Source organism: Undibacterium pigrum (genome assembly GCF_003201815.1).
GTDB lineage: Bacteria > Pseudomonadota > Gammaproteobacteria > Burkholderiales > Burkholderiaceae_D > Undibacterium > Undibacterium pigrum.
Map to the genome: position 1 here is coordinate 1,212,298 of NZ_QJKB01000001.1, position 14,489 is coordinate 1,226,786.

The 14,489-nt window shown below is 48.6% G+C and carries 10 protein-coding genes and 1 tRNA gene; 2 read left to right on the top strand and 9 right to left on the bottom strand.

The window, feature by feature from the left end:
• Window positions 1-46: 46 nt before the first annotated feature.
• From infB to scpB, 5 genes are all read right to left on the bottom strand, one after another.
• Window positions 47-2,956 (bottom strand): translation initiation factor IF-2, encoded by a 2,910-nt coding sequence (gene infB / locus DFR42_RS05315; protein ID WP_110253860.1) that lies wholly within the window; start codon window positions 2,954-2,956, stop codon window positions 47-49.
• 47 nt (window positions 2,957-3,003) lie between these two features.
• On the bottom strand, window positions 3,004-4,563 hold the full coding sequence (nusA, locus tag DFR42_RS05320; RefSeq protein ID WP_110253861.1) for a transcription termination factor NusA: 1,560 nt from the start codon (window positions 4,561-4,563) through the stop codon (window positions 3,004-3,006).
• Window positions 4,560-5,045, bottom strand: coding sequence for a ribosome maturation factor RimP (gene rimP / locus DFR42_RS05325; RefSeq protein ID WP_110253862.1), 486 nt, complete (start codon window positions 5,043-5,045; stop codon window positions 4,560-4,562). Before rimP ends, nusA begins: the two co-directional genes overlap by 4 nt.
• A gap of 297 nt (window positions 5,046-5,342) precedes the next feature.
• The gene (locus DFR42_RS05330; RefSeq protein WP_211324154.1) at window positions 5,343-7,238 is read right to left on the bottom strand and encodes a pseudouridine synthase; all 1,896 of its coding nucleotides are present in this window, start codon (window positions 7,236-7,238) and stop codon (window positions 5,343-5,345) included.
• Window positions 7,228-8,349 (bottom strand): SMC-Scp complex subunit ScpB, encoded by a 1,122-nt coding sequence (gene scpB, locus DFR42_RS05335; RefSeq protein WP_110253863.1) that lies wholly within the window; start codon window positions 8,347-8,349, stop codon window positions 7,228-7,230. The genes DFR42_RS05330 and scpB overlap by 11 nt, the downstream gene beginning before the upstream one ends.
• On the opposite strand from scpB, the gene DFR42_RS05340 reads away from it, so the two are divergent.
• Complete coding sequence (locus DFR42_RS05340) at window positions 8,348-8,545, top strand: hypothetical protein (protein WP_110253864.1); 198 nt, start codon at window positions 8,348-8,350, stop codon at window positions 8,543-8,545. The genes scpB and DFR42_RS05340 overlap by 2 nt on opposite strands.
• Window positions 8,546-8,955: 410 nt before the next feature.
• On the opposite strand, the gene DFR42_RS05345 is transcribed toward DFR42_RS05340, so the two are convergent.
• A complete protein-coding gene (locus DFR42_RS05345) occupies window positions 8,956-9,345 on the bottom strand; it encodes a VOC family protein (RefSeq protein WP_110253865.1) in 390 nt (129 codons plus the stop codon).
• Window positions 9,346-9,751: 406 nt separating this feature from the next.
• Between DFR42_RS05345 and DFR42_RS29845 the strand changes: the two genes are divergently transcribed.
• Window positions 9,752-11,416: a methyl-accepting chemotaxis protein gene (locus DFR42_RS29845; RefSeq protein ID WP_110253866.1), complete on the top strand. Its 1,665-nt coding sequence runs from the start codon at window positions 9,752-9,754 to the stop codon at window positions 11,414-11,416.
• A gap of 109 nt (window positions 11,417-11,525) precedes the next feature.
• Here the strand turns inward: DFR42_RS29845 and DFR42_RS05355 are convergent, their stop codons facing one another.
• The 3 genes from DFR42_RS05355 to DFR42_RS05365 all read right to left on the bottom strand — a co-directional run bounded on the left by DFR42_RS05355 (window position 11,526) and on the right by DFR42_RS05365 (window position 14,375).
• Window positions 11,526-12,761: an acyltransferase family protein gene (locus tag DFR42_RS05355; protein ID WP_110253867.1), complete on the bottom strand. Its 1,236-nt coding sequence runs from the start codon at window positions 12,759-12,761 to the stop codon at window positions 11,526-11,528.
• A gap of 552 nt (window positions 12,762-13,313) precedes the next feature.
• Entirely contained in the window at window positions 13,314-14,021 is a 708-nt protein-coding gene (locus DFR42_RS05360; RefSeq protein ID WP_146218786.1) for a S1 family serine peptidase, read from the bottom strand.
• A 277-nt stretch (window positions 14,022-14,298) separates the two neighbouring features.
• Window positions 14,299-14,375: transfer RNA gene (locus tag DFR42_RS05365), tRNA-Met, on the bottom strand.
• Window positions 14,376-14,489 lie beyond the last annotated feature (114 nt).

Below are 14,489 nucleotides of genomic sequence, written 5' to 3' on the forward strand. Positions count from 1 at the left end.
ATCTCCATAAACCACAACCCCGGAACTAGTCCGGGGTTATCTTGAGTTACAGAGTACGTGCTATCTCTTGTACTTCAAATATTTCAAGCTGATCGCCAACCTGAATCTCGTTGTAGCCTTTCAGTGAAAGACCGCATTCCAGACCGGCTTTGACTTCTTTGGCATCGTCTTTGTAACGCTTGAGCGAATCCAGCTCGCCTGTCCAGGTAACCACGTTGTTGCGCAGCAAACGGACAGAAGAGGTACGCTTGACCACGCCATCGGTAACCAAACAGCCGGCAATCGCGCCAACTTTGCTAACCACGAAGACCTGGCGAATCTCGACCATACCAATGATCTGTTCGCGCTTCTCTGGAGCCAACATGCCAGACAAAGCTGCTTTAACTTCATCTACTGCATCGTAAATGATGTTGTAGTAGCGAATATCGACACCGTTAGACTCTGCCAATTTACGGGCAGACGCATCAGCACGGGTGTTGAAGCCGATGATGACCGCTTTGGAAGCAACAGCCAGATTGACGTCAGATTCGGAAATACCACCAACTGCTGCATGCACAACTTGTACACGCACTTCGCTGGTCGACAATTTGACCAGGGATTGCACCAGCGCTTCTTGCGAACCTTGTACGTCGGTCTTGACGATGATAGGCAAGTTCTTGACTTCGCCTTCGCCCATGTTTTCGAACATGTTTTCGAGCTTGGCGGCTTGCTGCTTCGCCAGTTTGACGTCACGGAATTTACCTTGACGGAACAAGGCGATTTCACGCGCTTTGCGTTCGTCAGCCATCACCATGACTTCTTCACCAGCGGACGGCACTTCTGTCAAACCTTGAATCTCTACCGGGATAGACGGGCCAGCCTCGGAGATATTCACGCCATTTTCGTCCAGCATCGCACGGACACGGCCATAAGCTGAACCAGCCAGGACCACGTCACCACGTTTCAATGTACCGGACTGCACCAGGATAGTGGCAACAGTACCGCGACCTTTATCCAGACGTGCTTCAACAACCAGACCTTTGGCAGGTGCATCTTTCGGCGCTTTCAATTCCAGCACTTCAGCTTGCAACAAGACGTTTTCCAGCAGTGAATCGATACCCAGACCAGTTTTTGCGGATACTTGTACGAATGGTGAATCACCACCGTATTCTTCAGGCACGACGCTTTCAGCGATCAATTCTTGTGTCACGCGGTCTGCATTGGCACCTGGTTTATCAATTTTATTGATAGCAACGACCAAAGGTACGCCAGCTGCTTTCGCATGAGCAATCGCTTCTTTGGTTTGCGGCATGACACCGTCATCTGCAGCCACGACCAGAATAACAATATCCGTCGCCTTGGCACCACGGGCACGCATCGCGGTAAACGCTTCATGGCCTGGTGTATCAAGGAAGGTAATCATGCCACGTGGTGTTTCTACGTGATAAGCACCGATATGCTGCGTAATGCCACCGGCTTCACCAGACGCGACTTTGGCGCGACGGATGTAATCCAGCAGGGATGTTTTACCATGATCAACGTGACCCATGACAGTAACCACAGGTGCACGCGGGAAGGACTCGTACTCACCGTGCTCTGTCGTATCCGTCAGCATCGCTTCAGGATCATCCAGTTTTGCAGCAAAGGCTTTATGACCCATCTCTTCAACCAGGATCATTGCTGTTTCCTGATCAAGTACCTGATTGATCGTGCACATCTGACCCAGTTTCATCAAATGTTTGATGACTTCAGATGCCTTGACTGCCATCTTGTGCGCCAACTCAGCAACAGTCAGGGTTTCAGGCACGAATACATCTTTGACGATGGCTTCTACAGGCACCTGGAAATTGCTTTCGCGGTCATCATGATGACTATTGCGACGACCTTTAGGACCGCCCTTCCAGCCATCACGACCACCGGAAGTATCACCACGTGTTTTCAGACCGCCGCCACGTTTCTTGGCTGCGTCTTCTTGCCAGGTCGAGGACACGTTGGCAGATTTGATTGCCTTCTTGTCGCCAACGGCTGGTTTTTTCTCGTCTTTTTTCTCTACTGCTGCACCAGGCTTTTTCTCAGCTACTTTTTTATCAGCAGGCTTGTGCAAAGTACCTTCAGCAACTTTAGGCGCTGCTACAGGAGCAGGCTCTGGTGCTTTGGCCGGGCGACGTGCCGCGTTCATCATTTCTTTGATTTGCGCAACTTCGTCAGCCACAGCTTTTCTGGCTTTTTCAGTAGCAGCAGCGCGCTCAGTTGCTTCCTTGGCGTCAGCTACGGCCTTTTTCTTGGCTTCTTCTGCTTCGACGCGTTTTTTATCTTCATCAGCAGCGGCTTGAGCAGTTTGAGCGGCCTGTACAGGTTTTGCCTCTGCAGGTTTAGCATCAGAAGGTTTGGCGTTAGCGCTGGCATTAAGTGCTTTAGCTGCAGCAGCAGCTTGCTCTGCTTTGGCTTTTTCGGCCTCAGCTTTAGCAGCCTCTGCCAATTCAGCAGCGCGCATGGCTTGCGCCTGGGCTTCTTTTTCAGCTTCCAGCTTGGCCAGACGCTCTTGCTTCTCAAGCAATTCTGCTTCCTGACGTGCGATCAGCTCTGCTTCGCGACGCGCCTCTTCATCAAGACGCGCCTGTTCAGCAGCATCCACTACCGGTGCAGTTGTTTGCGCCTCATCTGCCGGGGCATCATCACGTTTGACGAAGGTACGTTTTTTACGAACTTCAACCTGAATGGTACGAGACTTCCCAGTCGCATCGGCTTGCTTGATCTCGGTCGTTTCCTTACGAGTCAAGGTAATTTTTTTCTTTTCGGTGTCCGCAGAAACGCCATGGGAACGACGCAGATGCTCCAGGAGCTTATCCTTGTCTTCCTTTGTCAGCGAATCTGACGTTGAGCTCTTACTGACGCCCGCTGCACGCAATTGCGTGAGCAGCAAATCTGCTGACATCGTTAGCTCGGTGGCAAATTGGGCTACATTGTTACTCGCCATTCAGTCCTCTTTTTCTATGTGCGCGTTATGAGATTGAAACCCGTGAATTACTTAGCTTCTACGAGTTTCCAGGCTTTGGCTAACAAAGCCTTGGCCTGATCATCATATTTAGCGTCGATGAGTTTCATCTCATCATCGGTCACATCTTCAAATGCATCTTTAATTAATTGACGTGTGCGGTCGGCAGACAATGCCAGAATCGCACCAAACTCGTCATAAGCCAATCCAGCGAAAGCCGCCAGGGTTTTAATACCAGCCAAACCCAGCTTACCTGCCGTCACGCGGGTCATACCTTCGAGATTGACTAATTCATCTTCCATACCTTCGAGACCCTCTTCAGAAGCAATTGCTTCTGTCAACAAAGCATCACGAGCGCGGTTACGCAACTCATTGACGGTATCTTCATCAAAGGCTTCGATTTCCAGCATTTCGCTGATAGGTACGTAAGCGATTTCTTCCAGACTGGAGAAACCTTCATCTACCAGGATGTCAGCGACTTCCTGGTCAACGTCGAGTTTTTCCATGAACAGGCTACGGATACCGGCAGTTTCTTGCTCGGCTTTATTCGCAGACTCTTCAGCAGTCATGATATTGATTTGCCAGCCTGTCAATTCAGCTGCCAGACGAACGTTTTGTCCGCTGCGGCCGATAGCAATTGCCAGGTTTTCTTCATCCACTACCACGTCCATGCCGTGTTTTTCTTCATCCACCATGATGGATGAAACATTGGCTGGTGCCAGTGCGCCGATCACGAATTGCGCCGGGTCTTCAGACCACAGCACGATATCAACACGCTCACCACCCAGCTCGCCAGTAACAGCCTGTACGCGTGAACCGCGCATACCGACGCAAGTGCCGATAGGATCAATACGTTTGTCAGCAGTGTACACAGCGATTTTTGCACGTACACCCGGGTCACGTGCAGCAGACTTGATCACCAAAGAACCTTGTTCGATTTCTGGCACTTCCAGCTCGAACAGCTTCATGATGAATTCTGGCGCGGTGCGCGACAAAATAACTTGCGGGCCACGTGCATTGCGATCAATACGCAAGATGTAGGCACGAACACGATCACCAACACGCAGATTTTCTTTAGGGATCATCTGGTCACGTGGCAAACGCGCTTCAATCTTGCCGGACTCAACCACGGCTTCGCCGCGCTCCATACGCTTGATGGTACCTGTCACCAGGGAATCACCACGCTCCAGGAAGTCAGCCAGAATTTGTTCACGTTCTGCATCACGGATACGCTGCAAGACGACTTGCTTGGTATCTTGTGCAAAACGACGGCCAAAATCGACCGATTCAATTTCTTCTTCGATGTAATCATCAACCTGAATTTCAGGATCGTCTTCCACTGCTTCAAAATGCAGGATTTCCTGATCTGGCAATTGCAGACCTGCCTCATCCGGCACCACGTGCCAGCGGCGGAAAGACCTGAATTCACCAGTATCACGGTCGATTTCTACGCGAATATCGACTTCACCGGGAAAACGTTTTTTTGTCGCTTGCGCCAAAGCATGCTCCAGCGATCCGAAAACAACCTCTTCATCGACGTTCTTTTCACGCGCCAGCACATCCACCAATAACAACAAATCACGACTCATGCTTTGCGACTCCTAAAATCCACTTGCGGCACAAGGCGTGCCTTATCCACATCGGCGAGCGTAAACTCCAGCATGGCCGACCCATCTTTTACTTCAAATTCCAGCTTCAGATTTTCACCTTCAGGCTCATGCAAGACGCCTTCGAAAGTTTTGCGGTTTGGCGTGCCCGGCATGGGCATACGCAATTTCACATTGGCTTTCTCGCCAGCGAAACGCGCATAGTCAGCGATTTTTTTGAGTGGCCTGTCGAGGCCAGGAGAAGAAGTCTCCAGGCGGCTGTAATTGACGTTCTCTACCGTCAGCACATGCGATAACTGGTGACTGACTTTTTCGCAGTCTTCCACCGTGATATTGCCGCGCTCCAGATCTTCCGGTAAAAAATCAATATAAACCCGGAACAAGCCGCGTTCGGCCTGCTCAAAGTCCACCAGATCATATCCGGTACCGTTGACGGTCTTTTCTATCAAATCCAACAAAGCCAAACTTATTCTCCGAAAAACACACTGACAATTTGCAAACCGGGCAAACCCCGCTACAGGCCTGGCGATCCGGACTATTGAGCGTTGCGCCGCAACTATCTCAACACGATATCAATCGCTAAAACCAAAAAAAAATGGGCAACTGCCCATCTTTTTTTGTAGCGCCCCGATTTAAATTCAAATAAAGGCTAAATCTGCTAACTACAAGATTATAAACGATAAATTACCTCGTCGCAATGGAAAACGAGGTAATTTCAACACGTCGCACCACTACAAAACGCGTAAAACAACCGAAAAACATTATGCGCCACGTGAGCGTCTGCGCGCGGCAATACCCTGACCTATGGCCTGACCGCTACCACGAGCCGTTGGACCACGACGCTGCTGCCCTGCATCGGGAAAACCCAATGCTGTCTGCAAAGGATCAGGCTGACGACTGCGTTTTTTGCCGTTGGCATTATTGGCATTATTACCAGCATTGCCACCAGCCTTATTACCGTATCCATTGCCATTGGCATTGCCACCACGACCAGCACCGTATTCAGCACGGTCGCCACGACCACTGGACATAGGGAAACCAACTTGCTTCTGAGTAAACGGACCACTTCCAAAGCCTGGCGCTTTATTACCAAATGGCTTACCACCCTTGGTTGGTGCAGCAGGCTTGTCGCCGCCGGCTTTTTCCAGGCCACTCAGTTTCAACAAGGCGCGAACTGCATCCTCTTCCAACTCTTCCCAACGACCACGCTTGAGATTGGCAGGCAGGGTCATGGCGCCATAACGGGTGCGTATCAGGCGTGAAACTGTCAAACCGACTGCTTCAAACATACGACGCACTTCACGGTTACGGCCCTCACCAATGATGACGCGATACCATTTATTGACACCTTCCCCACCACCGTCAGTGATTTTGGAGAATTGCGCCATACCATCTTCCAGCTCAACGCCAGCCAGCAAACGCTGACGCATACCTTCTTCCAGCTCACCCAGGGTGCGTACAGCGTATTCACGCTCAATACCATAACGCGGATGCATCAGACGGTTTGCCAAATCACCGGATGTGGTGAACAGCAACAAACCTTCGGTGTTGTAATCCAGACGCCCTACTGCCAGCCATTTGCCAACCTTCATGCTTGGCAGACTTTCGAATACAGATGCACGGCCTTCTGGATCATTAGTACTGACGATTTCACCAGCAGGCTTGTGATAAATCAGTACGCGCGGCGGTTTTTTACTGACTTTGCGCATAATGGGCTTGCCATTGATACGCACCTGGTCAGTCGGCAAAATTCTTTGGCCAATATGGGCTGGCTCACCATTCACGGAGACACGGCCAGCAACGATCAGCTCTTCCATGTCGCGACGCGAACCAAGGCCTGCTTCAGCCAGTACTTTATGCAATTTAGGCGCATCATCATCCGCCGTCAGATCACGGCGCACCGGCTTGCCACGGCCCTTACCTTTAGCATCATCAGCAACACCTGAGTCAAATGCTTCAGAAGTAACAAAAGAAAACACATCATCGGCATTATTGCCGACACCCGGGCGACCACCACGCGTTTGTTGCTGTGGACGCCTGGATTTATTGGCACCTGCCTGACCAGCATTTTGACGGGGACCGCGATCATTGCGCTCTCCACGTTCTGCCCTGTCGGTGCGCTCGCCACGATCCGGGCGCTCTGCGCGGTCGGCACGCTCAGCACGATCAGTGCGAACTGGGCGCTCAGTTTTATCACCACGCTCTGTCCGCTCTCCGCGATCGGCTCTGGGTGCGCGCTCTGCACGAGGTGGACGCTCGCTGCGTTCTGCACGCTCAACTTGTCCAACGTGTGCAACCGGCTCAGCAACAGCAGGCGCTTCTGCTACCGCAATTGGCTGATCCACTACATCTACTGCCTTAGCCTTGCTGCGACTGGCGCGTGGCGCTGCGCCCGGTTCTTTAGGGGCACGCGGCGCACGTGGAGCACGTGCTTTTTTAACTGGCGCTTCTGCAGCATCAACCACCGATGCCACTACCATCTCTGCTACCTCTGCTGATTGCTCTGCATTCTCTTGCTTAGGCTTGGTTCGGCTTACACCACTACGCGGGGCACGCGCAGCGCGCTTTGCCGGTTTTGCGTCACCACCAGCAGGGGCATTATCATTTGCGCCCGCACCACCATCAGCTTGGTCAGCATTCACATCTTCAGGATTCATTGGATTCATTCTTCAGTTCTATTGGAGGCAACTGACTCGCTGCAGCGCCCGGTACACTATCCGGTGCCGCAGTATCGGCCACCTGATCACTCAATTGCGTGACAGGTTGAGAATCTCCCCCAACCTCACTTATTTCTTCAGTTATTTCCGTATTTGCTTGCGCATTTACTTTTTCTATTATTTCTTCTGATACTTCTTCAATTTCTGTTTCATCCGCAGTCCCGGATAAGTCTTCAACTGAAACATCTGCCCGATCATCTTCGGCAGACAACACCACCGACTCATTATCCGGCACAGTATCAGCAGCCTCAATTGCAGACTGAGCACTGTCTTGCGACTCTTGCCCAGATGCAACTGAAGTGTCTTGCGCAAGCTCTTCGCCTGAACTGCTTAAGTCCACCACTTCAGCTTGCACTGCATCAGACACATCAGTGACAGATAAATCGGCATCCGCAGCCAACTCAGGAACAGGCTCACCGTCAACTACAGGCTCCGCCACCGACGCATCCGCCTCAACCGCAGCAAACATGCCACCACCCAGCGCTGCCAATTCAGGAACAGGCTCTTCTTCGGCATCCCGCTTGACTTGCTGCAAAGGCGGCAACTGATCCAGCGAAGACAAACCAAGGTCATCCAAAAATTGCTTAGTCGTGGCAAACAGTGATGGCCGCCCCGGCACATCCCGGTGGCCTATGCTTTCTATCCATCCACGGTCTTCCAGAGTCTTGATCATCTGCGACGCCACGGTCACACCACGAATCTCTTCTATATCGCCACGCGTCACTGGCTGGCGATAGGCGATAATAGCCAGGGTTTCCAGAGTAGCTCGTGAATACTTTGGCGGTTTTTCAGGGTTTAACCTGTCTATATAAGCGCGCATTTCCGGCTTGCTTTGAAAGCGCCAGCCTGTCGACAGAGCTACCAGCTCTATACCCTTGTCAGACCAGTCAGTGCGCAAGCCTTCCAGCATCAACTTGATGGTGTCAGCGCCAACTACATCACCTTGATCATCCGCCTCCTGAAACAGCTTTTTCATCGTATTGACGGTCAGCGGCTCGGGCGCGCATAACAAGGCTGTTTCGAGGACTCGTTTTGCCTCAGCAGTATTCATGCAAATCTTAGGTACACGGGTTTATTTAGTTGATGTCATGCAGCAGGGCGACCGATACTCCAGTGCCGTCTTTGCTATTGCTCACATCAGTTTTTGTATTAAATTTGTTGCCACCAACCTGGCAGCAACGCCCTTTTATGCGGGCGGCTGGGACTGCATGGAGCGCGCAAAGAACTTAGCAGCGCACAATCCCTAAAATTAGTAGACACTGGATTGTAGTCCAGAATTTCGCAGACAATACAAAAATATCGTCAACAAACAATAAAAAAGCCACGCTAAGACGTGGCTTTTTCCATCAATTCTGTCCATACAGGCAAAGTAATAAGCAATATCTGCCTTTACCCCGCACTTCTGTATTCAACCCGAAAAGCCAACCACAAGCTTTCCAACAACATTTTGGCATATAACTGCAAGGGCGCGAGATTAACATGCATTTGCGAAGTTTGCATAAGAAAATATCGATAAGCTTGCTTGCAATGCCGTCATGCCTATATTTAATTTCAATCAAGCAATGAAAATTTGACTACACAGGGTAGATTTTACTGATCTTCAGGCCCCAAGCTCACGCATCTTTGAAGATTATCGGATCTATTTAAAAAGTAAAACCTAAGCCAGTTGTCGCGCATAACTTACTGTTAACATCTCCCATTGGTGCCCATCAGGCAGGTTCCAGTAAATCATATTCCCACCATAGTCGGTATTAACTTGCATGTCCACAGGTCCCCGCACTGAACTGCGATAGGGAATGCCCGCATGTTTGATACGCCCCAGAATTTGATCAAACTCGTCCTGAGTAACCCGAAAACAGAAGTGATATACCGGAAAATCTTCCTGCGTCTCGATAAAATCCAGGGTCAAACCCTCATTCACAAAGACGGGAGCAAAAGGCCCCAAAGCAACAGGTGACCAAGGCACCCCCAGCAAATCTGCCAACATCCTGGCCGACTCCAGTTTATGGTGCGAAGGAACAATGGTGTGATCCAGCACTATGGACATGGCATTTCCCCTTCCCGCATCAGCTTAAATCTGACAAACATTTATTTCCATTGTAATCATTTTTTTATTCCCTGCATGAATAGCAAGGACTGAAGCAAACTCACGCTATCAAAATTGTCTTTTTGCATAAAACATACACTTTAATATTTTGCATAGACTTTATATTAATTTAATACCTAAAATACAACTCATGTACAGACTAGGCTATAAGCATCAGATTTTTCACATTAGCCTCAAGTGACGCAGTGCCACAGAAAGAATAAAGACTCTCTAACAATTTCCTTGAGGTGGCAAAATTCAAACTTGGCTTCCATTTTTCGGGAAATACTCCCAGTTGCGATTCACGCTATCTCTCATCAATTTTAAAAACTTCGACTGGTAGCACAATCATTCAGAGGATATAAAAATGAATTTCGCAAACTTGAAAATTAGCCAACGCCTTTACTTGGGTTTTTCAGTAGTTATCTTCCTGTTGGTGATTGTAGTTGCCATTGCCATCTCTCGCCTCACCTTACTTAATAGCGAAATTAACCTCACTGTCAATGACCGCTACCAAAAAATATATGTATTAAACCTGGCCATTAAAAACCTGAACCTGCAAGCCAGGAATTTGCGCAACATACTGCTCATGAGCGATCAGGCTGAAATCAAAAAGGAAATCGACAGCATACAAAAATCGTCTCGCGAAATTACTGAAGAAATCGATAAACTCTCTACGACCATCCGCCACCCAAAGGCCCTGGAACTCCTCAAGCAAGTTCAGGAGCAGCGTGCACAATACCTTCCAGGCCGGGACAAAATGATCAATTTGGTCAATAGCGGCAATAAAGACCAGGCCAGCGAACTATTATTTAAAGAAGTAAGACCCAGGCAACTCAGTTATTTTGAAGCGATGGAGGCACTCATCAAGTTCCAGGAAGAACTGATGGCGGAGTCGGCGAGAGGAACAAAAGAAACCGCTGAGTCGGCAAATCAACTAATGATCGTAGTCGGTATATTCGCCGCCATCATCAGTTGCTTCATCGCCTGGTCGATTACTCGACGCATCATCACCCCAATTCATGAAGCAGTAAAAATAGCGAAGACTGTCGCTGGCGGCGACCTTACCAGTACGTTCGACACCACGGGCAAAGACGAGATGGGCTCTTTGTTCCGCGCCCTGGCAAATATGAATGAAAATTTACTGGGCATAGTTGCTGAGGTGCGCAATGGCACAGACACCATCGCCACCGCGTCAGCACAAATTGCCTCTGGTAACCAGGATTTATCTGCCCGCACAGAGCAGCAAGCCAGCGCCCTGGAGGAAACAGCCTCATCCATGGAAGAATTGACCAGCACGGTCAAGCAAAATTCTGACAACGCCCTGGCAGCAAATCAGCTCGCCCAAAATGCCTCCCAAGTGGCGATCAAAGGTGGGGACGTAGTTTCTCGCGTGGTGGAAACCATGTCTTCCATCACGGATTCATCCAAGAAAATCGTCGATATCATCAGCGTGATAGATGGCATTGCGTTTCAGACCAATATCCTGGCGTTGAATGCCGCTGTAGAAGCCGCCCGTGCAGGAGAACAGGGGCGCGGATTCGCTGTGGTTGCAACAGAAGTACGTAACCTCGCCCAACGCTCAGCTACAGCCGCAAAAGAAATCAAATTACTGATTGACACATCGGTAGAAAAAGTGGGCATCGGCAGTCGACTGGTGGATGAAGCAGGTTTAACCATGGATGAGGTTGTTGCCAGTGTTAAACGCGTCACCGACATCATGTCTCAAATCAGTTCTGCGAGCGCAGAACAAACTGCTGGCATAGAACAAATCAATCAGGCTATTGTTGAAATGGACAATGCGACGCAGCAAAATTCAGCTCTGGTAGAACAAGTGGCTGCAGCAGAAGAATCCATGCAAGACCAGGCAAAAAAACAAGCTGATGTAGTTAGCATATTTAAAACAGGGGCATCTGCCTTGCAAGCGACCAGCAAGTTACTCAATATTGCTGCACACGCGAGGACGATCAAGAAAGCAATGTCGCCACAGAAAGCTCCTCTGCAAATTACTGCCAACTCCAAAGAAAATTAAGATTCACACACAAGCTTACCCTCACTACAAGGGCAAGCATTTATCTCCAACGAGAACGAAAATATGGAATGGATAGTGCTCAGCACAAGCATTTTTCATCCCATCAAACTTAGACTTGCACCAGGCCTCTGTTTTTAAAGTTCCAGAAATAGTTCAGTGCCCTCAGCCATAAGCGTGTTTCAAAAATTTTGGCAAATCCCCATGCAAAACCGAGTGTCAGAATTGTTCCGGCTACGCTGAGCAGAATAAAATGCAGATGCTGAAGATTCGTAGGCAAATGCATTTCTTCGATGTAGTGATGAACTACTGCAAAAATAGGAATATGAACCAGGTAAAGTGAATAAGAAAATTTCCCCAGGCCGGTGAGCAGCTTTTGCTCAAGAAATCTCTTGATCCAATTTCGAGAAGAGCTCCTTGCCAGCAAAGCCAGGCTGGCGGCAACGACAATCGCAAAGCTACTGTCAATCACTTTAATTCTTTCAAAAAAAGCGCCCGCACTTTTCATATCGTGAATGGAAAACTTTTCCATTAAATACAAGAAATAAACAAAAAACAAAGCAGCAACAATGGAAAAAATCCTGGCTCTTTTTTTTACTTTTTCTTGTGAATGCTGCCCATATACCAGCCATGCAGCAAAAATACCCATGACAAACAAAAAGATGAAATAGGGAGGATAAAGAATGGATATCTGATGTTCATGGAAAAAAATGGGCGGGTGCTCAGATAACCAAACCAGACACCAGGCAATTGCTGTCGCGAGAACCAAAAGCAACGATGCTCCAAAACGGCGCAAAAGCACGATGATTGCAGGAAAAAACATATACAGATGCCATTCAGTTGCAATACTCCAGAATGGCCCATTGATGGTATTCAATTGCGGAAAGAAATCTTGCATCAAACTAAAATTCACAGCAAAAACCTGCCATGGAATTGTTGAGGTCAACCCAGATGCATTGCGCGCCCATGTGGCAATAGGAAAGAAATAATTGACGATCAAGATCAGGATCAAAGTTGCAAAATAAGGAGGCAGTATCCGTAGTGCTCTTGATTTTAAAAATTCACGGTATGACACCCGCAATTGAAGGCCATTCAACACAACTGGCAAAGCCAGGCAAAATCCTGATAACACAAGAAATACAACGACTGCCAAATGCAAATACAGCAATACGTTCAAGGGCCTCATCAAAGCATTACTATGATTTAGCCATCCATAAGCAAATAAATGCGAATGCCCCAGCATCACCCACAAAGCTGCCAATGCCCGCATTCCATCAAGAAATGGCAAATGCATTCTGTGAACAGGTAATGCAGGGTTTTGAGAAGTTACGCTTGTTGTTAAGGTCATATAAGTTATAAATTATTTCCAGCAAGAATCTATTTTGCAATTATAGCTTTAAAATCATAGAAAAAAGACATTATTAAATTGGCACCATGCAAATGTGCCTCCACGTCCGAATAAAATGCGTCAGATTTGCACCAGGATTTCTTAAAATAGACAACACACTCCGGGTCGGCAAAACCACGTGTCAATAGCATGCCCTGACTGGCCGCATTTCAAGCTAAACAGCGCAGGAAAAATTGACGTAATGGTTTATCTCGCATACTGAAAATCACTCTGAATATGCGTGCGCATGATAGTCGCAGCAAGCTAGATCACGAAAAAATGCCGTATTGCTCAACGCAATAATTGATTTGCAGATGCACGAAATCCAGATATGAACTTGAGGCAGTTACTGGAATTTTTTGATGCGCAGCATGCGGGCAACTGCACCATACCAGGAACACATGAGTTCATTGAGCAGATAGCCGCAGATATTGGCATTGCCAGCCCACGTTATGAGGCAAACGCATCTAATCCTATTTATGAAATGAATTTTCACAAGGGATGAGGCAATGCTCAATCCCCTGCTGAACGTTGACACATGGAGGCCAGCGCCGCTGACCAGTTTACTGCGGGATTACCGTAACCCATCATCTTGCCCGTCTTGCTTGTAGCACCACCTAAATTAATTGCAACAACCTCACCTGCCTCATTGACAACCGGTGCACCACTGGTTGCACGAACGACAAAACCTGGCTCGAGATAAGTATACAACCAGTATCCGGATTCCATTCCCTCTGCGATAGCAGCATGACTCAGACGCGTTACTGCAGGGCTGGCGATAGAACTGATCACAAATACTTTGTCACCTTTTTTGACAGGCCTGGTAGCAACGCGCAAAGCCAAACCACGCAATTCTTCAGGCGCAGCGAATGCCGCAATATCACCAGCACCAGTATCGGCCTTATCGGTACAACAGGAAGCCTTGTCAGGGGTGAGGCTACGCGCCCTGAACTTTTCAATACTGACTTTGCCAGCAATATCATCCAATGAGATATTAGTGACCAAAGCCGCAATTTGACTGCCGCTGCTTTGCTTCTTCATTCCACCAGAAGGACCAAACAAGTGCAAAGCTGATACCAACAAGGCATCTTTACAAGCTGGCAAAGTTGCTGCAAATACTTTACCAGCCCTCAAATCGCCTTCGGTCGTCACAAATGTAGGCTCAAATACAGCAGCAGGCACGCGACTCAAATCAGCAGCACCGGCACTGTGACTATACACAAGATCCAAAGTAATCAAAGTAAGCGCAGAGATTACTTTGGATAGGCGGCCAAGCATATTTTTGTTCAGATTATTTCTATGGTTCATTGTCAGTATTATTCAATCAGGGTAATAGTCAGTGAGAAGAAGGTGCATAGACTATATGCCAAGGTTTCTTATGCTGGCTATAGCTGAGTTCTACACGTACTCACGTTACGGGAATGTATACTGGAGTTTTTTTCGCGCAGCCAGCAAAGCAAAAAGCCCTTGATCATTTCTGATCAAGGGCTTGAATACTTGGTTGCGGGGGCAGGATTTGAACCTACGACCTTCGGGTTATGAGCCCGACGAGCTGCCAGACTGCTCCACCCCGCGTCTGAAGAATGAAACTATACATGGTTTTGCTGCTCTGCGCAATCCTTTTCTAGGAACAGGTCTTTTGCCGTACTTTGGCGGACAGGTGTTACACTTTGCAGATTCGCCAATTTT

Excerpts from the sequence above, each read along its gene's own strand:
- infB (WP_110253860.1), bottom strand. The coding sequence starts at position 2,956 with ATGGCGAGTAACAATGTAGCCCAATTTGCCACCGAGCTAACGATGTCA.
- nusA (WP_110253861.1), bottom strand. The coding sequence starts at position 4,563 with ATGAGTCGTGATTTGTTGTTATTGGTGGATGTGCTGGCGCGTGAAAAG.
- DFR42_RS05330 (WP_211324154.1), bottom strand. The coding sequence starts at position 7,238 with ATGAATCCTGAAGATGTGAATGCTGACCAAGCTGATGGTGGTGCGGGC.
- DFR42_RS05340 (WP_110253864.1), top strand. The coding sequence starts at position 8,348 with ATGCAAATCTTAGGTACACGGGTTTATTTAGTTGATGTCATGCAGCAG.
- scpB (WP_110253863.1), bottom strand. The coding sequence starts at position 8,349 with ATGAATACTGCTGAGGCAAAACGAGTCCTCGAAACAGCCTTGTTATGC.
- DFR42_RS05345 (WP_110253865.1), bottom strand. The coding sequence starts at position 9,345 with ATGTCCATAGTGCTGGATCACACCATTGTTCCTTCGCACCATAAACTG.
- DFR42_RS29845 (WP_110253866.1), top strand. The coding sequence starts at position 9,752 with ATGAATTTCGCAAACTTGAAAATTAGCCAACGCCTTTACTTGGGTTTT.
- DFR42_RS05355 (WP_110253867.1), bottom strand. The coding sequence starts at position 12,761 with ATGACCTTAACAACAAGCGTAACTTCTCAAAACCCTGCATTACCTGTT.